At 43.9% G+C, this 20,343-nt stretch carries 19 protein-coding genes; 3 read left to right on the forward strand and 16 right to left on the reverse strand.

The window, feature by feature from the left end:
• Positions 1 to 167: 167 nt before the first annotated feature.
• Positions 168 to 2,093: a bile acid Fe-S flavoenzyme BaiCD gene (gene baiCD, locus H70737_RS19700; protein ID WP_042189892.1), complete on the forward strand. Its 1,926-nt coding sequence runs from the start codon at positions 168 to 170 to the stop codon at positions 2,091 to 2,093.
• A 210-nt stretch (positions 2,094 to 2,303) separates the two neighbouring features.
• On the opposite strand, the gene H70737_RS19705 is transcribed toward baiCD, so the two are convergent.
• The 6 genes from H70737_RS19705 to H70737_RS31505 form a co-directional block, all read right to left on the reverse strand.
• On the reverse strand, positions 2,304 to 3,398 hold the full coding sequence (locus tag H70737_RS19705) for a winged helix DNA-binding domain-containing protein (RefSeq protein ID WP_042189894.1): 1,095 nt from the start codon (positions 3,396 to 3,398) through the stop codon (positions 2,304 to 2,306).
• Between the two features lie 392 nt (positions 3,399 to 3,790).
• On the reverse strand, positions 3,791 to 4,357 hold the full coding sequence (locus tag H70737_RS19710; protein WP_042189896.1) for an NADPH-dependent FMN reductase: 567 nt from the start codon (positions 4,355 to 4,357) through the stop codon (positions 3,791 to 3,793).
• Positions 4,358 to 4,372: 15 nt separating this feature from the next.
• Positions 4,373 to 5,434 (reverse strand): LLM class flavin-dependent oxidoreductase, encoded by a 1,062-nt coding sequence (locus H70737_RS19715; RefSeq protein ID WP_197071232.1) that lies wholly within the window; start codon positions 5,432 to 5,434, stop codon positions 4,373 to 4,375.
• A gap of 32 nt (positions 5,435 to 5,466) precedes the next feature.
• Positions 5,467 to 6,438, reverse strand: coding sequence for a ring-cleaving dioxygenase (locus tag H70737_RS19720; protein WP_042189898.1), 972 nt, complete (start codon positions 6,436 to 6,438; stop codon positions 5,467 to 5,469).
• Positions 6,439 to 6,534: 96 nt separating this feature from the next.
• Positions 6,535 to 7,002 carry a MarR family winged helix-turn-helix transcriptional regulator gene (locus tag H70737_RS19725; RefSeq protein ID WP_042189900.1) on the reverse strand — a complete coding sequence of 156 codons (468 nt, stop codon included), beginning with the start codon at positions 7,000 to 7,002 and terminating at the stop codon, positions 6,535 to 6,537.
• A 96-nt stretch (positions 7,003 to 7,098) separates the two neighbouring features.
• Complete coding sequence (locus tag H70737_RS31505; RefSeq protein WP_269321764.1) at positions 7,099 to 7,224, reverse strand: hypothetical protein; 126 nt, start codon at positions 7,222 to 7,224, stop codon at positions 7,099 to 7,101.
• A 307-nt stretch (positions 7,225 to 7,531) separates the two neighbouring features.
• Between H70737_RS31505 and H70737_RS19730 the strand changes: the two genes are divergently transcribed.
• Together H70737_RS19730 and H70737_RS19735 are read left to right on the forward strand one after the other, a co-directional pair.
• Positions 7,532 to 7,879 carry a PadR family transcriptional regulator gene (locus H70737_RS19730; protein ID WP_042189902.1) on the forward strand — a complete coding sequence of 116 codons (348 nt, stop codon included), beginning with the start codon at positions 7,532 to 7,534 and terminating at the stop codon, positions 7,877 to 7,879.
• Positions 7,866 to 8,861, forward strand: a complete 996-nt coding sequence (locus H70737_RS19735) for an HAAS signaling domain-containing protein (protein WP_042189905.1) — start codon at positions 7,866 to 7,868, stop codon at positions 8,859 to 8,861. The genes H70737_RS19730 and H70737_RS19735 overlap by 14 nt, the downstream gene beginning before the upstream one ends.
• Positions 8,862 to 9,085: 224 nt before the next feature.
• On the opposite strand, the gene H70737_RS19740 is transcribed toward H70737_RS19735, so the two are convergent.
• The 10 genes from H70737_RS19740 to H70737_RS19785 all read right to left on the reverse strand — a co-directional run bounded on the left by H70737_RS19740 (position 9,086) and on the right by H70737_RS19785 (position 20,319).
• On the reverse strand, positions 9,086 to 10,360 hold the full coding sequence (locus H70737_RS19740; RefSeq protein ID WP_042189906.1) for an alpha-L-fucosidase: 1,275 nt from the start codon (positions 10,358 to 10,360) through the stop codon (positions 9,086 to 9,088).
• A gap of 47 nt (positions 10,361 to 10,407) precedes the next feature.
• The gene (locus tag H70737_RS19745) at positions 10,408 to 11,358 is read right to left on the reverse strand and encodes an ROK family protein (RefSeq protein WP_143764145.1); all 951 of its coding nucleotides are present in this window, start codon (positions 11,356 to 11,358) and stop codon (positions 10,408 to 10,410) included.
• Positions 11,359 to 11,385: 27 nt separating this feature from the next.
• Positions 11,386 to 12,078 carry a copper homeostasis protein CutC gene (locus H70737_RS19750; protein ID WP_042189910.1) on the reverse strand — a complete coding sequence of 231 codons (693 nt, stop codon included), beginning with the start codon at positions 12,076 to 12,078 and terminating at the stop codon, positions 11,386 to 11,388.
• A gap of 24 nt (positions 12,079 to 12,102) precedes the next feature.
• A complete protein-coding gene (locus tag H70737_RS19755) occupies positions 12,103 to 13,557 on the reverse strand; it encodes a leucyl aminopeptidase family protein (protein WP_042189912.1) in 1,455 nt (484 codons plus the stop codon).
• Positions 13,558 to 13,598: 41 nt separating this feature from the next.
• On the reverse strand, positions 13,599 to 14,591 hold the full coding sequence (locus H70737_RS19760) for an ABC transporter ATP-binding protein (protein WP_042189914.1): 993 nt from the start codon (positions 14,589 to 14,591) through the stop codon (positions 13,599 to 13,601).
• Positions 14,588 to 15,589 (reverse strand): ABC transporter ATP-binding protein, encoded by a 1,002-nt coding sequence (locus H70737_RS19765; RefSeq protein ID WP_042189916.1) that lies wholly within the window; start codon positions 15,587 to 15,589, stop codon positions 14,588 to 14,590. The genes H70737_RS19760 and H70737_RS19765 overlap by 4 nt, the downstream gene beginning before the upstream one ends.
• Before the next feature lie 13 nt (positions 15,590 to 15,602).
• Entirely contained in the window at positions 15,603 to 16,514 is a 912-nt protein-coding gene (locus H70737_RS19770; protein ID WP_042189918.1) for an ABC transporter permease, read from the reverse strand.
• A 69-nt stretch (positions 16,515 to 16,583) separates the two neighbouring features.
• Positions 16,584 to 17,507 carry an ABC transporter permease subunit gene (locus H70737_RS19775; RefSeq protein ID WP_042189920.1) on the reverse strand — a complete coding sequence of 308 codons (924 nt, stop codon included), beginning with the start codon at positions 17,505 to 17,507 and terminating at the stop codon, positions 16,584 to 16,586.
• 113 nt (positions 17,508 to 17,620) lie between these two features.
• On the reverse strand, positions 17,621 to 19,225 hold the full coding sequence (locus H70737_RS19780; protein WP_042189922.1) for a glutathione ABC transporter substrate-binding protein: 1,605 nt from the start codon (positions 19,223 to 19,225) through the stop codon (positions 17,621 to 17,623).
• Between the two features lie 89 nt (positions 19,226 to 19,314).
• A complete protein-coding gene (locus tag H70737_RS19785) occupies positions 19,315 to 20,319 on the reverse strand; it encodes an asparaginase (protein WP_042189924.1) in 1,005 nt (334 codons plus the stop codon).
• Positions 20,320 to 20,343: the final 24 nt, after the last annotated feature.

The raw sequence follows: 20,343 nt of genomic DNA on the forward strand, positions 1-20,343 counted from the left end.
CCGAACTACCGGACTTCATTTCCGGTCATTTTCTTATCTTACCTCAAGGACTGCATTTGTGCCAAATACTTCGTGATTTTATGCACATACTTTTATCGTTCCGTTCGATAGTATAGGTTAAAATAACCTAGTTATTTTTAACCTATATATAGAGAGGAAGTTATAGCATGGAATTCGCACATTTGTTCAGCAAAGGTACGATAGGAAATATGGAGCTTAAGAACCGGGTCATTTTGCCTGCCATGGGAACAAAAATGAATGCTCCGGGTGGGTATGTCAGCGAGCGCTTGATTGATTACCATGTAGCACGCGCAAAAGGAGGTAACGGCTTAAATACAGTTGAAGTAACAACCGTTCACCCAACGGCTGCTTCTGAGGATGCTCCAGCCATTTTTGATGATAAATTCATTCCTGGTATGACCCAATTGGCTCATGCTATTCGTGATGCAGGCGGCAAAAGCTGTCTTCAGTTATGGCATGGAGGGAAAGTAACTCCCAACCTGATTCAAGTCTCCTCCTCCCCTGTCCCTTTCGAGGGTGTAACACATATCCCCCGAGAGCTGGAGAATCACGAAGTTAGTGAGATGGTTCAAGCTTACGCAGATGCTGCTTCACGTGCGAAAAAAGCTGGATTTGACAGTGTAGAATTCCATGCTGGTCATGGTTATTTGCCACAACAATTTCTAAGCCCAGCGATGAACTTCCGTCAGGATGAGTACGGCGGTTCCTGGGAGAATCGTTGTCGCTTTCCGCTCGCTTGTATCCGTGCCATTCGAGAAGCCGTTGGACCCAGGTTCCCTATCTTGATGAGAATCTCTGCTATCGAGGATCTTCCCGGCGGACTTACACTGGAAGATATGAAGCTCTTCTCGAAGCTCGCTGAGGATGCTGGTATTGATGCGATTAATGTATCGCGCGGAGTTCCAGCAGGCGCAGCTATTAAATATGAAGTACCACCTATCGATTTACCTGTGGGCTTCAATGTAGATAACGCAGCACAAATTAAATCCGTGGTTAACATTCCAGTTATAGCTGTAGGTCGTATTAATGATCCAGCTATTGCTAATCGAATTATTGCCGAAGGACTGGCTGATTTCGTAGCTATTGGCCGCGCTCAATTGGCAGATTCTGAATTCTGTAACAAAGCATTAGCTGGACGCGCGGACACCATTGTTAAATGTGTGGGTTGTGATCAAGGCTGCTTCGATGGATTCGTAAATCCGAAGGTGCCTTTCATCAGCTGTGTATTTAATCCTGCTACCGGAAGAGAAAGTGAATATGAATTACAGCGAGCGAGCACACCAAAAAAAGTACTTATAGCCGGTGGTGGGCCAGCCGGATTAGAAGCAGCAATCACACTGAAACGTCGTGGGCATTCTCCAATTTTATGCGAAAAAAATGACATTCTAGGCGGACAGCTTTATATCGCTGGTGCCGCACCGCGTAAAGAAGAAATGGCCGCGGCTGCTCTGAATATGGGTGAGACGGCTAAACGTGAAGGTGTAGAAATCCGAATGAATACGGAGGTTACTCCAGAGCTTATTCAAGAAATCAGTCCTGATGAAGTCATTCTTGCAATCGGATCAGCCCCGATTATTCCTCCAGTAGAAGGTGTTTTGAGTAGTCATGTAGTAAATTCACATGATGTATTATGGGGAACAGCTCATCCTGAAGGTCGAGTTGTTATTATTGGAGGGGGTTTGGTCGGTCTCGAGGTCGCTGAGCTCCTGGTCGAACGCGGAAATCAAATCACTGTTGTAGAAATGCAAGCCGATGTAGCAAATGATCTGGGTATCCTTCGTAAAATCTGTGTAATGGAAAGCTTATATGGCCACGGTGTTAGATTAATGACCAACAGCAAGTGCATGACGATCCAAAAGAATAGCGTGATGGTTGAAAAAGATGGGGAGCTTCTCAGCCTGCCAACCGATTATGTAGTAATCGCAGTAGGATCACGCGCCCTAAACAAGCAACCCCTTCAGAACTTCTTGGAGGAAAGCTCCATTCCTTATCATGTAATTGGGGATGCAGTACAAGCTCGCAGAGCGCTTAATGCTATTTGGGAGGGTGCAGAATTAGCTAGACGAATTTAGTTCATATAGTCAATTAGATTTATGAATAAACCCGGCAGGTCGCACCTGCCGGGTTACGTTCTTATCAGAACTATCTGAAAAATCAACTTTCAGGGGCTAATAAGTGCGTTAGTGCCTGCACCTGTTCCATATGTATTCGTCTTCTATAAAGCACCTTAACTCGCCCTCATTCATGAACTTGATCTTCACCCCTGAACGATATTTTCATTCTCATGTCAATGTAGAAGACACGCTAAAATTGAGTATCGGCAGCCCGATAAAAGCAGCATATCTTTCAGCAGCTTTAAACACAGCTTCTTCAGCATTTCCAAGTTCTCTAAATGGATGAATGACTATCTCAATTCCTTTTTTCTTAATCGAACGTTTCCATGTACCTATAACTTGGCCACCAACAACAATCATAGGCAGGAAAACACCGTTGTTGCCAGGAACAATTAAAGGAGCCGTCTCAGGTTCAAGTACAGCACTCCGGTCTTTATAACCAAGAATGTACTCATCGAAACCTGGAAGTAAATAGATACCTGACTCTTCATCCGCTGAAACTACTCGATGGTTAGACATCCAATGCTGATTGCCATTTATATCTGTCGATTGAAGTTCTTTTTTCACAGATTCTAGCCCTCGTCTGGCATCTGTAAGGGTTATGCCTGCCCACCAAGCGAAGTCCTGAACGGTCGCTAATCCACGGGCTGTAAAATACCGCAAGGCGAGTTCTTGCAACGATTGTTCGTAAGATAGCTCTCGGCAATCTGGCACCCATTCCTCTAACAATACAATCGTTTGCTGTTTACCATTCATCGGACCAAAACAAATCAGTCCTTGATAGGCACTATTCCAGAGCATGTGATAACCGCGTTGATTCCCCGTGTAGATACCTTTCTCTTCTATTAGCTGAAGTAGGACCGAACGATCCATATGCTTCCCGCCCTTTAGAGCATTCACAATAATTTCTCTACAGCGCTCCAGTGTCTGATCATCAAGTCCAAGCTCAGCCATTCGCCGCTTCGTTTGTGATGCTAAACGCGGTGCAGAGAGCTGTAGCATCCATTTTACATCTTCTGCTGGGACGAAATGAAGCGTACCTCGCAGCGTCCAAGTAAGAATAATCTTGCGGTCAGAGATTGCACGCTCTATATCAGCTAATTTCGTAGCAGGAGAACGTAGTCCGATGGCCCAAACCGCCTGCATATAGTCTTGCGCTTGCATAGCCCCCATTTTTTTCACGACCTGCTCTGGTGTGTGATGTAAAGAGCCTGCAATCATTTGATTATACAACCTACTATTTGCAATAAGGTTATTCGTCACACTACTCCCCCTTTTCAGAAATGAATCCTCAAATTATATACTTCCAGTTATTTAACAAAATGGTTAAGTTCTTGCTCATGTCTATGTCGATATTACTATTGATTCTATTGAAATACGAGATTAAATTAGAATATGAACTCCATTCCATTGCATAATGTGCAATAGAAAGTCATATACAGACCTCAAAAAAAGGTTTCTGTTGCACTTCGTACATTAGAATTTGCTGAAAACCTTCAAAAAAGAGTTTTAACCTATACTTAATTGTAAAAAATGCAACAGAATTCAGATCCCCTTTCTTTTGGATCCATTCTGTTGCACGAAATACAACGTTAGGGATAAAATACCCTTTTATATTACAGACTGAAGGTATTTTCTTAACAGAGCCCTTCTTTTTAAAAGAAAAACGCTGCTTCTTCCGCTTGCTTCACTTGCTGCATCGCATTCGTGGTATTCACCAATTCATTAGCTAGTCGATTCAGTCTAAAAATAATATCATCATCCACAATTACTTTCCGGTCATATTGTTTCTCTTCAATAAAAACATACTTAGGAACCACCACCGCTCTCATATAAGAGAGGATCGGTTTCAGTTGTTGTTCTGCCACTAAGTAATGTTTTGAAGAACCTGCAGTTACTACAATACCGATAACTTTATCCTTAAACCCATTAACCGGGAGTAAATCAAATAGATTCTTAAGTGTTCCTGGAATCGAAGCTTGAAAAACTGGGGTGCCAATGATATATGCATCGGCGGCCATGATTTTCTCCAGAACAACTTTGGTATCACCTGTATAATCCATGTAGCTGCGTCCATCACTAAATTCCAGCTTATAATCTCCTAGATCAATTAGTTCTACGTCGAAATCCGGATGCTTTTCTGTGATGTTGTTAAGTGCTTGCTGTACAGCAATTCTAGTCTTCGATCCAACAATGGATCCTGAAATCCCAATGATCTTCATACTATCCCCTCTTTCTTATTTCTTAGCTGTAGCACGTCTTACGGCTGGTGCTACTTCAGATGCGAACAGGTCAATCATTTGTTCCACTTGAGCATAAGGTAACCCACCGACATCAATCTGAGCTAGAAAACGATTATGGCCATACATCTCATGTTGATAGAGGATCTTCTCCACAATTTGTTGCGGGCTTCCCACGAGCAGTGCATTTCTCACACTCATCGCTTCCGCAAATTGTTCTTTCGGATAGTAAGACCCACGAAGCTCTTTCATCAAGTGATTGATATATGGATAATAATCGCGGAATGCTTTTTGTGAGTCCGGATCAATATACATTAAAGAAGTTGTGCTGATGGGAAGGTCTGCTGGATTGAACCCTGACTCTGCAGCAACCATACGATACGCGTCTACAGAACCTTTAAAGGCAGATGATGGTCCACCAAGGGTGGTCAGCATCATCGGGATCCCCATTCTTCCCGCCTTAATTGCACTTGCTGGAGGTCCCCCAACCGCTCGCCAAATTGGCAGCTTTCCATTTAAGGGCTTAGGGAAGATTTCCATATCATTTAATGCAGGGCGGAATTTCCCTTCCCACGTTATGCGATCGGACTCATTTATTTTCATGAGCAATTCAATTTTCTCTTCGAACAATTCTTCATAATCTCTTACGTCATAACCAAAAAGTTCATAGGCCCCGAGACGCGATCCACGTCCAGCAACAATCTCTGCTCTACCGCCTGATAACAAATCCAATGTTGCAAAGTCCTCATATACACGTACAGGATCTGCTGTACTTAGTACAGTTGCTGAACTGACAAGCTTTATACGTTCGGTTGCATTTGCAATGGCTCCAAGGACAACCGAGGCAGCTGAGGTAATGAATTTCGGTTGATGACTCTCGCCTACCCCAAATACATCTAATCCAGCATCCTCAGCTAATTTGGCAGCCGCTACGATCTCTTGAATCCGTTGTCGTTCACTAATTGCTTTTCCTGTTAAGGCATCTGTGGTGTGATCACCTAACGTGTATAAACCTAGCTCCAACCCTTTTTTCTCATCGATTCTATATTGTTCCATCATGATTATGTCCTCTTTTCATAGTTGTATTAGGTTTAGCGGATAGGATGAAGCTTCGATTCAATCTCTTCACGACGTTCTTCCAGAAATGAAGGTAAGGTCAAATTCTCTCCTAGCGCGTCAAAAGTTTCATCAATCTCAAATCCCGGGCCATCTGTAGCAAGCTCAAAAAGAATATGGTTCGGATCCCGGAAATACAAGGAATGGAAGTAATAACGATCAATGACCCCTGTATTTTTAAAGCCTGCAGCAGTGATCTTGGCGGCCCATTCGGTTAGTTCTTCGACATCCTTAACTCTTATAGCCACATGATGGATGCTCCCTTTACCCGGTCTCTCCCGATCTTTGTCATTTACTTCTTTGACCTGGAGCTCGGTGTATAAACCACCCTTCCCCGTTTCATATATATCTACCATAATCTTGGAATCACCCATGGAGGGTACTGTCCGAACTTGTGTATAGCCCAAGATATCTTCCAAAACCGTCTTTGTGCGGCCAGCCTCACTTACAGTCAATTCAACGGGTCCTAACCCAACGATGGCATACTTTGGAGGGATGTCTTCTGTAATCCACGGTTCAACTAGCTCGATACCGTTATCTTTTTCAGCCGATACTAAATGGACCGTCAATTCATCTCTATCATAAAAAGTAAGCGACTTACGTTCCCCGATACTTACAATCGCTTCATGAGGAACTTCAAAAGAATCTAATCGACTAGCCCAATATGACAAGGCTTCATCGCTAGGAACAAGAAGGGAGAAAGAACTAATACTGTTCGTCCCTTTGCGGGTCTGACCTGCATTTGGCATTTCAAAAAAAGATACTTCGGTTCCAGGAGCACCATTACGATTTCCATAAAATAGATGGTACATGGATGGATCATCTTGATTGACCGTTTTCTTTACAAGTCTCAGTCCCAGGACCTCTGTATAAAACCATAAGTTTTGTTTAGCGTCCTTAGTAAGCATAGACACATGATGTTGTCCGTTTATGGGTTGTTGTTTCATTTTAAAAACCTCCTAATGAGTTTTGTCGAATTTAAGTTTACTAGTATACTGATGAGGAAAAAAGTAAGCTTTATTATCAATAAAGCTTTTGCGATACTACTGAACACCTCGCGGGAGTCGATTCTCATCTTGGCTATGGCGATGAATCTTTTTAAGCATGCTGTAAAACACTTTCTTCTCCTCATCTGTCAGTGGATCGAATAACGAGGCTTGGAAATCCGATTGCAAGGGCAGTACCTTCTCAATAAGTGTTTGGCCCTTTTCCGTTAAAGTAATGTACTTCACTTTCCAATCCTGTTTGCGTTCAATCCATCCTTCTTTCTCTAATCTGCCAAGCATATGGGATACCCCACCTTTAGTAATGGTTAGATGCTCGGCAATTTCCATCTGTGTTACAGGCTGATGTAATAATATTTGTACCAAGGTATCGAATTGATTAACTGTTAAATTAAATTGCTTCAAGAATTCATTGGAAAGATCGTTACTATTCTCATATACCCTAACCAGCCGCAACCAGATCAATAAGCTTAATTGGTTATCTTCAGTGAATCCATTGTTTCTCATTTGGTCACGTCCATCGTTTGTTTATTTTATGTGTTAATTGATTTGTTAATATGAGTATACTAGTAAACTGACAAGGAGTCAAGCTCAGTAAAAATCCTACACGCTTGCCAAATACCACTTCGGAATATAGGTTTGAAAATCATCATACCACTCCAGAACACTCTCCGCTCGGCTCAGCATATTAGTAACTTCCCTTTGACCACCCCCTATGAACCGGTTCAACTACCTCCCCTTTAGAAGCATTAGGGATGTCACTAAAAAATGGAATCATTTCACAACCTCCTTTTAATCAAACTGCTTCACAAAATAGAAAAATTTTCTTATTTATTTCTCAGAAGATTATTTTATTCAATTGATGTTGGAACAACAATAGTGTATGATGCATAGTATAGATCGAATACTGTATGACACATAGTAAGTATAAGCGGCTTCGACGTCCTCTCAAGGACAGCAAGCGTTTAAACCTAAAATATAAGAACAATTTATAAGAGATTATAAATCCTTATATTTTAAATAATGAGGTGGGTGAATGAGTACTTTATTAAATTCTTTAATCACAGAGCTTAGAAGAGGTACGTTAACGCTAGCCGTTTTAAGTCAATTACGAACACCCCAGTATGGATATTCGCTCGTTCAATTGTTGGAGGAATCCAGCATCATCATCGATCAAAGCACCCTATATCCATTACTTCGCCGATTAGAGAAACAGGAATTAGTGACGAGCAGCTGGGACACATCCGAGAGCAGACCCCGTAAGTATTATGTTCTAAGTGACTATGGCGTAGAAATTTTTTTACAGCTAAAGGAAGAATGGCTTAAGAATTCGAAAGAGCTCTACGGCCTATTACAAGGGGAGGATGACCATGAATCTAATTGAGATTTACATTCATGAAGTGACTCGGAGGTTACCGGAACAAAATCGGGAGGATATCGCTCTCGAATTACGATCTACCATCGAGGATATGTTACCGGATGATTATGACGAAAAAGAGGTAAAAGCCGTCCTTACAAAATTGGGCAATCCCGCTATTTTAGCTAGTGAGTATCGCGATCAGCCCATGTATCTCATCGGCCCACGCTATTTCGATTTATATGTTACGTTGTTAAAAATGATTATACCAATCGCTGTAGTTGTTTCTTTAATCGCTCTGGTTGCTGATTACTTGATTGGCTATAGCGGAGATAAAACAGTTGCGGATATTGTTACTGCAGTTATAAGTAGAGGAATTGGAACCTTCCTTGAAGTAGGAATCCAAGTCTTTTTTTGGATAACTGTTGTGTTCGCTATTATCGAACGGGCGGATAAAGGAAAGGAAGGTCATCCACTTACTACAAAATTAAGGAAATGGACTCCTGATGATTTGAAGGATATCGCGCTTGTCCATAAGAAAAAAGCAATTACAAGCTTCGAAGTGTTCGGAAGTTTACTGTGGACTGCCATTTGGGCTACTGTTTATTTTAATGCTGAACACCTGATCAGAGTCTATAGAGGCGGTGAAGGCGCACTTAACTTCGTAGCCCCAGCTTTTAATCAGCATGTGTTACTTGATTATTGGCCTATTATTCTTATTGTGATCGGATTAGAAGTCGCATTAACTATATATAAATTAATCAAGAGACAATGGACTAGAGAATTAGCATTATGTAATACGGCTCTCGAGCTCATTGTGCTTATTGTATTCGCTATTATCCTTATAAATCCGAATGTATTTAACCAAGAATTCATTAACTACATGTCTAATTTATTAACCACTACAGCTAACCAGTTTGAAACGGGGCTAGTAGGTGGAGGAATAGCGGTCTTGATTTTAATTGCGGTCCTCAATATATATGAAGGCTTCCGCAAGGCTCGCCTTTAGTATTCACAGAACGGCGATTCTCCTGTTATTTGGAGAATCGCCGCTTTGTATTCTGATTCGTTGGCTGCCTGCTTCAACAGCTTTCACAGTGTCAGTCAGCACCCTCTAAGTGTTACGGACCCAGAGGACGTTATTTGCGAATTTCCAGCCTTTAAAACAGAGTTTCGGACAATAGAGTGCCCCAGTAGCCATTCATGACTTATGGGACACTCTATCTGGTTTAATTAAAGAAGCTCAAGCTCAATAACCGTATCCATCTCGTCGGGAAGCTTAGCCCCTTTTAATGTAATAAACGCTCCACCGTCAACATCCGAATATTCCTCAGCCATCCACGGCACCTCCACCTTTAGCTCGGTACCATCACGTAGTAATCTAGCCTTTTTAATCTTCCCTTTCAAGCCTTGGAAATAGATCGGGCCAATTCCACGGTCGTAGACGTGCGCATACAACTTGTTGCCCTTTTGCGTATAACGTCCCCACTCTGGCTTAGGCAGCGAAGACTTCCCGCATCCATAAATACTTTCGCCATTAAGGCGCATCCACTCCCCAACTTCGTCAAGGATAACCAGTGATTCCCGTGTCATTTCACCCTTAGCATCTGGTCCAACATTAAGGAGGAGGTTACCATTCTTACTGATACATTCGACCATTGAGCGAATGACCTGCTGGGTTGATTTATAATTTTTATCTTCGGAATGGTAGCCCCAGTTATCATTAAGCGTAATGCATGCTTCCCATGGAATGGATTGACCATTCACGTCAACAATGCCACCGGGAGGAATGATCTGCTCTGGAGAAAAGAAATCTCCTGCATATTCTTCTGGCTCGGCCGCGCGGATATTCCCACCCAAACGATTGTCGATAATAATATCCGGCTGGATAGAGCGAATCATACGGATTAGCTCCGTTGCTTTCCATTTCTCTCCGGTCATATTGTCGTAGGAGAAGTCAAACCACATGATGTCGATTTTGCCGTAATTCGTCAACAGTTCCTTCACTTGTCCATGCATATACTCCAAGTATCGATCAAAATCAATCGGCTTGTCTTTAGCCGCTTCGTTATCCCGATCAGGATGCGCTTTATCACCATATCCAGGGTAGTCATCATTATGCCAATCAATAATAGAGTAATACAGACCTACAGCAATACCTTCCGCCCGGAAAGCGTCTACATATTCTCGAACGAGATCACGTCCAGCAGGCGTGTTAGTCGCTTTAAAATCTGTTAGCTTGCTATCAAACAAGCAGAATCCGTCGTGGTGCTTGGTCGTAAGAACCGCATACTTCTGCCCCGCTGCTTTTGCTGCGCTGGCCCACTTCTTCGGGTCATATCGAGATGCGTCAAATTCATCGAAATACGTCATATAATGCTCTCTACTCATTCGCTCGTTTCCACGAATCCACTCACCTCGTGCTGGAATGGAATATAATCCCCAATGAATGAACATACCGAATCTATCCTGTAAGAACCATCTCGTTCTTTCTTCTCTTGTACCCATCTCTTCAGCCCCTCCGTTTGCTAGCTTTGATAAATAGTTCAGATAGTCTAGACGGTATGAAATAATGCTGCAGCGCCTATAAGACCTACATCATCCCTCAGACCTGCTGATTCAATAGTATAAGTTCCTTTATACGGCTTCATGACAAGTTCCTCTGTTTTCTCTCTCAGCGCTGGAAACAGTAGTTCACCAGCTTTGCTTACGCCTCCACCAATTACAATGCGATCAGGATTAAATGTATGTACCGCGTTAGCTAATCCAATCGCCATATAATGAATCGTTCGCTCAATCACCTCGACAGCCACCGGATCTTTTAGTGCCATCGCTTCGAAGACGTGTCGAGAATTAATCTTTTCACCACTTCTACTAGCCAGCTCTGTAATCATCGACGTTCTGCTCTCCATACTCCGCAGTGCCATATCCCGAATCGCTGTACCCGAAGCAAATACTTCCCAGCATCCATATCTTCCACAGCTACATTCCGTTCCGTTCGGGTCAATAATATTATGACCGAGTTCTCCTGCAAATGAGTTCGTTCCGAGCAGTAGCTCACCATCCATAACAATTCCAGCTCCAATTCCTGTGCTGAAGGTAACATACACCATGTTGTTCGAGCCTTTACCAGCCCCTCTTACATACTCGCCCCAAGCCGCAGCGTTCGCATCGTTTACCACCTTCACTTCTATGCCAAGTTCTGACTCCATCCAATGTTTCAGTGGAACATTATCCCATTCAGGAAGATTGGTACCGTGAATTACGATTCCATCCTGGCTATTCACAGCTCCAGGAGAAGCCAGTCCGACTCCAATCAGCGGTCGCCCTTCGGATACAGAGCGGATCATTCCGATCATTCGCTGCACCACCTCTTCAGCGGTGCGCGCGCCAGCTGTCTCCATTAATTCCCGATTCAACATGGTACCCTTTGAATCGAATAATGCTGCGGCAATTTTTGTTCCGCCTAAATCAATTCCTACTACATAGCTCTCAGCCTTATGCATAACCATTCACCTTTTCACTATCTATTATTAGCCGTTCGAATGAATATTCTTAGCTAACGCCCGCAGGGCTACTGGATCGATTGGCGACAAAGCATCTTTGCCATGACGAACAGCCGATCCAAAATGTACTTCTGTGACTCCGGTCTGTTGAATAAACGATGTAATACCTTCTGGCTTCAAACCACTTCCAGCCAAAATACTTATCGAACTACCTCTTGATTCCTCTACTAGCCTACGCATAGCGGGAATGGCTTCAGGTGCCGGACCTGGTCCAGCAGAGGTAAGTATACGAGTGATTTGCGGGTAATTACAAAGCGTCCGATAACCTGCAATTTGGTCCTCCAGCTCGTCAAAAGCACGATGGAAGGTTACTTGTAAGCCATCTGTCAACGGCAATAATATTTCAAGCGCATGCTCATCGATCTTTTTTTCCGGTGTTAATGCGCCAAGAACAACTCCCGAAGCACCACTGGCTGCAATCTGCCTGATCTCTGCAGCCATGGTCAAAATATCATCCTTGGAATAGTTAAATGATCGACTGTGCGGACGGACCATAACAAAGACAGGAATGCTAACCGATTTGGCTACCTGCTCCACCAACCCTATTCCTGGTGTTAATCCACCTTCCGTAATGGCAGTAATAAGCTCAAGACGATCTGCGCCATTCGCCTCAGCCGTCAGAGCATCATCTATACAAGTAGCGATGATTTCCAATCTCATAACTTTCACCCACTCTTCCAGTTGTTAATGATGCACTTGCTTCATGACATAATCGGCGAGCAGACGTGCACCATATCCCGTCGCTCCAGCTTCAGAGTACCCCACATCCTGTTTGTACTGTACCGTCCCAGCCATATCAATATGAACCCAGCTCATAGATTCTGCTACAAAGCGCCGAATAAATAGGGCTGCTGTAATCGCACCTGCAAAAGGGGAAGTACTAACATTGCGGAGATCGGCGTAATTACTCTGGAGATCTGCTTCATATTCATCCATTAACGGCATGGGCCACAGTCGTTCTCCATTGCGCTCACCAATCTCAACTAGACTCTGCGTTATATCTGCATCGCCCCATATGCCCGCGATGCCTAATCCGAGCGCCGCACCGACATTTCCAGTTAAGGTAGCGATATCAATAGCTTGGGTTGCTCCGATATTCGCGGCATGAATAAGCGCATCCGCTATGATAAGTCGACCCTCGCCATCCGTATTCGCAACCTGAACGGTTAGCCCGTTAGGGTAGCGGATAACAGACGAAGGTAACATCGCCTCAGCATCTGGCACATTATCAACAACTGGAATAAGTGCGGTCACATTTACATTGGCACGCTTCCGTATCAAAATATCCATAGCCCCAATTACAGCAGCCGCACCACCCATATCCATGCGTGCATCGCTGATATCGCTAGCCGTCTTCACATTCATGCCACCTAAGTCAAAGGTTACACCTTTACCTACCAGTGCTAACATCGGTAATTCAGGGTTACTCTTGTAACGAATTTCAACTAGGGCTGGAGCGTGCTTACTCCCCGCTCCAACTGCGAGCAACCCATTCATCTGAAGTTCCACAAGCTCCTGTCCTCGATAGATATGGACTTTCAAAGCAGCATCATCACGGTCGAAAAATTCTGCCATCCATTCCGCAAAACGATCAGGGTTCAGTGTCCCAGGTACTTCATTCACAAGATCGCGAGCAACTACGGCTCCTTCAGCGCGTATCTGCGCAGAAACCCGTACAGCTTCCAATTCAATCGATGACAGCTCAGGCCAATCTATCGATTGAAGCTGTAAATCAACAGAGCCTTCCACCTTGGTAGTTCCCCGATAAGTTTGGAAACGGTACAAGCCGAGAATCCAGCCTTCCATCCAAGCTTGTAATTCATCAGCAGCAGAAATATCCCTATTCCTATTTATAGCCTCGGATGCTAAGCGAACAAGTGAAGCACTACTGCATCCTTCCTTCAGAATTGCACGAGCAGCAGCTCCACCCGCTCGGCGAATCCTCTCAAGCGTAATATCCTTGCGCTTTCCCATTCCTACCGCTAACACATCAGACTCTTCCTCAGTGCGAGCATGTAACCAAGTCACACTGCTGCACTGTTTGTGGGGCGATCCCAGCTTAAAAGGAAAAGACTCCTCGTCATAAGCTAAATAGACAATAGTATCCGCCACATTAGCGGAATCGAATAAGATATTCATCGCTGTCCCTTCTTTTCCGTAAAGTTATCTCACAATTTCAGCTACCGCTCTAATTTCAGCATTTCTTCATCAAATAAATGACACGCAACCTCATGACCTGGTTCGACTTCTCGGAATATCGGTACATGCTGCTTACAGATTTCCATGCAGGAGGGACATCTTGTATGAAAACGGCATCCCGACGGTGGGTCAACCGGACTTGGAAGATCTCCCTTCAGAATAATGCGCTCCTTCTTTAAGGTAGGATCGGGTACAGGTACAGAAGATAGCAGTGCTTGTGTGTATGGATGCATTGGACGATCATACAAGGTATCCTTATCCGCCGTCTCTACGAGCGAACCAAGATACATAACTCCAATTCGATCACTAATATGCTCAACAACACTCAGATCATGTGAAATGAATAAATATGTCAGGCCATACTCTTCCTGCAGATCCTGCAACAGATTTAGCACTTGTGACTGAATCGATACATCCAGTGCTGACACAGGCTCATCCGCCACGATTAAGCTTGGGCGAACAGATAACGCCCGGGCAATTCCAATCCGTTGTCGCTGCCCACCGCTGAACTCAAAAGCGTAGCGCTCGGCGTGGATACTATTCAATCCCACTGTCTCTAGTAACTCGCATGCTAGTTTATCCCGTTCTTTGGAAGAGAGCTTTGTATGAATGAGCAGAGGTTCAGCCACAAGATCCTTCACCTTCATCCGTGGATTAAGCGAAGCATAGGGGTCTTGGAACACCATTTGTATATCTTTACGAATAGGCCGCATTTGATTGTCTGAGATATGGCTAATATTTTGACCCTTAAACCACACTTCACCGTCATTCGGCTCCAGCAAGCGAGTCACTAATCTACCCGTAGTAGATTTACCACAGCCACTTTCACCCACAAGGCTGAACGTTTCTCCTTTACGTATAGCGAATGAGATCCCATCAACTGCGTGCAAATATCTAGTAGTTCCGAAAAAGCCCTTTTTCACCGAAAAAAACTTCTTCAGACTTTTAACTTCAATGAGTGGAGTCTCCTTCACAAACGTTCCCCTCCTTCCGTGTTCTCCTGCTGTGTAAGCCAACAACGACTCTTTCGCTCTAGTCCCTCAATCGGGAGTAACTCTGGCTCCTGCGAGAGACAACGCTCTGTGACATAATCGCAGCGTGGCGCAAACTTACAACCTGCTGGCATTTGTGATAGATCAGGTACATTCCCTTTAATGGAATCCAAGCGACGTACGTTTTGACGCAGCTTAGGAACGGATTGAATTAATCCCTTCGTATATGGATGCTGCGGTCTTGCAAATAGTTCATGAACGGAAGCTTCCTCCACTACACGACCAGCATACATAACGACTACACGGTCGCATAGTTCTGCTACTACACCAAGGTCATGGGTTATGAGCAGCATTCCCATATCCTGTTCTTCTTTCAGGTGCTTCATTAGATCAAGGATTTGAGCTTGAATCGTTACATCAAGCGCCGTCGTTGGTTCATCTGCAATCAGCAGTTTCGGGTGGCAAGACATCGCCATCGCAATCATTACACGCTGCCTCATACCGCCAGAGAGCTGATGCGGATATTCATCCACCAAGTCTTCCGCACGTGGTATACCAACTAACCGCAACATATGAATGGCATGTTCACGAGCCTTCTTCCGACCATAACCCAAATGCAACATGATCGGCTCCATCAATTGCAAACCAATCTTCAGCACAGGATTAAGCGAAGTCATCGGCTCCTGAAAAATCATCGCCATTTCATTTCCCCGTATCTGGCGCATCTCTTTGTCCGTAACCTTTGTCAGATCCGTTCCCTCGAAACGAACAGAACCGCCAGAAATTCTGCCTGGCGTATCCTTAAGGAGCCGCATAATCGACAGTGAGGTAACGCTTTTGCCACAGCCGGATTCTCCAACTAGACCCAGCACTTCACCTTTCTTAATCACAAAGTCAACACCTGCAACTGCCGTTATACTTCCATCGCCGCGTTTGAACTCCGTTTTCAGCCCTTGTACTTCCAGCAAATTTTGAGTCATGTCTTGTCCCTCCTTAGTTTTTCATTTTGGGATCAAGAGCATCGCGCAGTCCGTCCCCGACCAGGTTAAATGCAAGTACTGTCAAAAATATAGCTAAACCCGGAAAATAAACGATATGTGGAGCTATACTTAAATAATCGCGCCCCATACTTAACATTGCCCCCCAATCGGGCTCCGTTGGCTTCGCACCCATTCCAAGAAAGCTCAGTGACGCAGCGGCTAAGATTGCCCCGCCAATTTTCATAGATAGATTAACGATGATACTAGGGACTGTTTCAGGAAAAATATGTCGCCAAATGATTCGACGATTCTTTGCACCCATTGAACGGGCAGCTTCAACAAACAATGTTTCCTTCGCAGACAATGTTACGCTCCGAATAATGCGGGCGAACGAGGGTGTACCGAAGACTGCAACGGCAATCACAACGTTGGATAAACCAGGCCCAAGTATAGCGACGATCCCAATGGCAAGCAGTAAATCAGGGAATGAGAACAATACGTCACTGCCACGCATAATAATCCGATCCAGCCAACCGCCATAATATCCACTGACAAGACCAAGGATGGTTCCAAGTACACCTGCAATCAATACGGAGCTCAGACTGACCGCCAAAGTCAACCTTGTACCATCAATTAAGCGACTTAGAATATCACGGCCGTATTCATCCGTTCCCGCCCAATGCTTGGCAGACGGACCCTGCATTAGCGCATCATAGTTCGGTTCATCAGGATTATAAGGGGTCAGAAATGGCCCGAAAATGGCAATTAAAAAAAGCAATATGATAAAAAATGCAGCCACAAGGGGCATCTTTTGTTTGCTGAACTTGCGAATAAAAACACCCGCGCGGCCTTTTGTTTTCTCCGGGGCTATTACCTCTCCGGGTATAGGAGAATTAGTTCCCATTACCGCCGAATTGTCGCTCATGATATCCCTCCTAATCCTATATTCACCCTATAGAAAACTATCGTAATTCTGCCTCTCAGTTACTCTAGCTTACTGAGAAAACCTGATTTTCGGATTGAGTACGCCATACAATAAATCTACAATTAAATTGATAAGGATAAATTGTGTTGAAAACAGCAGCAGCAAAGCTTGAATAACTGTATAATCCCGGAACAAAATGGAATCCACCAGCAGTCTACCCAGGCCAGGAATACTGAACACTGTCTCAACCATTACCGATCCACCAAGCAAGAACCCAAATTGAAGTCCAGCTACAGTAACGACCTGTATAAGAGAATTGCGCAGTGCATGCCTGCTAATAACAACATACTCGCGTAAGCCTTTCGCACGTCCAGTACGGATATAATCCTCCCGTAACGTTTCTAGCATCGATGACCGTGAGTAACGAGCCAGCATCGACATAATTCCCATTCCAAGTGTAATGGAAGGAAGAATATACGACTTCCAGGAATCTACACCACCGGTCGGAAACCATCCAAGCTCTACCGAGAAAATTTGAATGAGTACCAAACCTAACCAGAATCCAGGAATCGACATCCCCGAAATGGCTGTCAATGTGCCTAAGTGATCAGGCCATCTATTACGATAAACCGCTGAAATAACACCAATTAGAAGACCAATGACAAGCGCCCAAGCCATGCTGAGAAACGTTAACCACAAGGTAGGCATTATTCTACTTTCTAGCATATCGGTTACTGGAATCCCTGATCGAATCGAGTTGCCCAGATTACCACTTAGTAGATCGCTCATGTAGTTTATGTATTGATTCCACAGCGGCAGATTGAGACCTAGTTGCTCTTGAATGCCATGAATCTCTTCAAGTGTGGCGTCTTTACCCGCAATAAGCCGGGCCGGATCGCCCGGAATTAAGTGAATAAACAGAAAGACTAATACCGATACAATGAATAGCAACGGAATAACCCCGAGGAGTCTTTGTAAAGCATATCTACCCAACTCATAAGCCCCCTTCAGTATCGACAAATGATTTAGTTAAGGCCGCTTCCTACCATTCTTAAGAAGCGGCCTCGTTCAATTCTTGGGAAATTAAATCTTGCGTTTGACTTGAATTATTTCACTTCTGCATTTAGGACATTAATGGAACCATCCGGGAAAACTTTGACACCTTCCAGATTCGATCTTTTGCCTGAGATGATTTGGTCAACGCCCATGAATGCCCACGGAGCATCTTCCCATACTGTTTTTTGAATATTTGCATAAATGGATTTAGCCGCTTCTGGATCAACAGATTTGTTTGCTTCAGCAATCCATTTATCTACATTTTCATTTTTATAATAAGCTGTATTCGAGCCAGCAGGTGGGAACATTTCACTACTGAACAACCCTCTAGTAGCACCATCTGCATCACCGGAGGATGGAGACCAGCTGACATACCACATTTGAATTTTTGCTTCTTCAGGTGTTTTAGCATCGTTAATTTGGTCGGATAAAGTACCGCCTTCCATAGACTTCACTTCTACTTTAATGCCTACAAGCGCTAGCTGTTGTTGGATAAATTGCATACCCTTCATAGTTTCGGATTCATTCTCACCCCAAATTTCGGTTTCGAATCCGTCTGGATAACCCGCTTCCGCAAGCAGTTGCTTAGCTTTTTCAATGTCATAGTCATAACCTGTTTGTGGGGAATAATATTGTGTTTTGGATGACATCGTGGAATCAAGCTTAGCGCCAAGACCCGATTTCACCACCTTGGTATACGCATCTTTGTTGATAGCAAAGTTAATGGCTTGACGTACCTTTACATCATCGAAAGGTTTCTTCATCGTATTCAAAGTAACATAACGAACAATGGTTGAATCGATGGTATCTATAGTAATTCCTTCAATGCCTTCAACCTCGGATACTTGCTCGGTAGGCATTGGATAAATGAAATCAGCCTCTCCAGTCTTCAGCATCGCAATCCGTGATCCATTCTCTGGTACGGGTCTAAAGGTTATACTATCCACTTTCGGCAAGTCCTTTTGCCAGTAATCCGTATTCTTCTCAACAACTAGACGATCACCTTGCACCCATTCTTTGAACTTAAACGGACCCGTTCCTACAGGTTTTTTCGAAATATCAGCTCCGTTTTCTTCTAAAGCTTTCGGGCTAATAATAGGTGCCATAGCAACTTTATTTAAAAATGCGTTGTATGGCTCGCTGAGTGTAATAACCACGGTTTTGGCATCAGGAGTCTCCACTTTTGCTACCTTTGCAAAGCTTTTGCGCAGTCTCAGATTGTTCTTCTCATCTTGAATACGGGCGATGTTTACTTTAACCGCTTCAGCATTGAAGTCAGTACCGTCTTGGAATTTAACGTTCTCTTGTAAGTTGAACGTGTAGACCAACCCGTCTTCACTTATGGAATGGCTAGCAGCAAGGACAGGAACTACGTTCATATTCTCATCAAAACCCATTAGACCTTCGTACATCGTTCTGGCAGCGCTGATTGAATGTGTATCGCTTGCGTTATGAGGGTCCAGCGTAATAAAGTTAGCATTGATGGCAATTACAATGTCTTTATCATTTTTTGTAGTTGGGGTGCTAGTTTCAGTTCCACCAGCGGTATTGCCGCTTTGTCCCTCGTTGTTCGCTTTGTTGCCGCACCCTGCAGTCACTACTACTGTAATAAGCAGCAGCATGAACATTGACCATACTTTTCCTTTTGCTTTCATGTTATACACTCCCCTTTAGAAACGATGTATTAGAAAAGCTCCCAGTCCAATTATTCATGAGACTTGAAGATTATTCTCGATCCTTATAATCAGACTTCCCATTGGAATACAGCACGGCGTTCGCCTACAACTGTGCCGCCATCATTAACAATAGTGTTCGGCACGAGTGCATATAAACGATCAATCGTATCTTGATTGCTATAGCCTAAACGTTCCAGAATCGATGCGATGATACAAGGCCAGACTTGCTCAGAACCATCGGATACTTTTAGTGAGATACCGATTCGCTCCTTTCGGAGTCCAATCCCATATACACCTTTAGCGCCGCCCTTTGCCGTCAGATTATCATCCTTCAGTAGCTCTGAGCAGACGAATTTCGTATCTGCAATCATCACCGGATTATCGTTCATAAGCTTTGCAGTCGCAGCAGCTGCGTTACGTATTTCCGTATTCTCAATCAAATCAGGACAGGCTAGCTTTAAATATGAATAAGCGATTTTATGAAGAGGGAGTGCGATGATAGGAAGACCACAACCATCAATCCCTTGAGGAATGGATTCCTTCGATACTTCTGCGATATAAGCCATGATATCAATGATCTCCTGTTGCACGGGATGGTTAGGATCATAATAAGTATCTATATCCCAACCCATATATTTGCTAAGGCCCATTAACCCTGCATGTTTACCTGAGCAATTATGAAAGATTTTGCGAGTGGGCTCATTCGCCCGATGGCGTTCTGCCTTGGCTTCCTCATTCAGTGGGTATGTAGAACAACAATGAAGTCCCTCTTCTTTTAATCCCATTTTCTGAAAAAGAGATTCAAGTGCTTCAATATGAAAGGCCTCTCCCCGATGCGAAGCAGTAAAGAGTGAGGCTTCCTTACTTGTCAAACCGTAAACTTCATCGATCCGACGCTTCATAACCGGTAAAGCTTGGAATGGTTTAGCAGCTGAACGAAGATAGGTCATATGCTCCGGATTACCTGCTTTATACAAAATATTACCTTTCTCATCGACCACGCTAACTGCACCATAATGGACATTCTCCAGTAAGCCACCGCGATATTCTTCTACTAATGTTGTAAACCCCATCTGTACAACCTCCTTCGATGTAAT

This window comes from Paenibacillus sp. FSL H7-0737, assembly GCF_000758545.1.
Lineage (GTDB): Bacteria > Bacillota > Bacilli > Paenibacillales > Paenibacillaceae > Paenibacillus_AQ.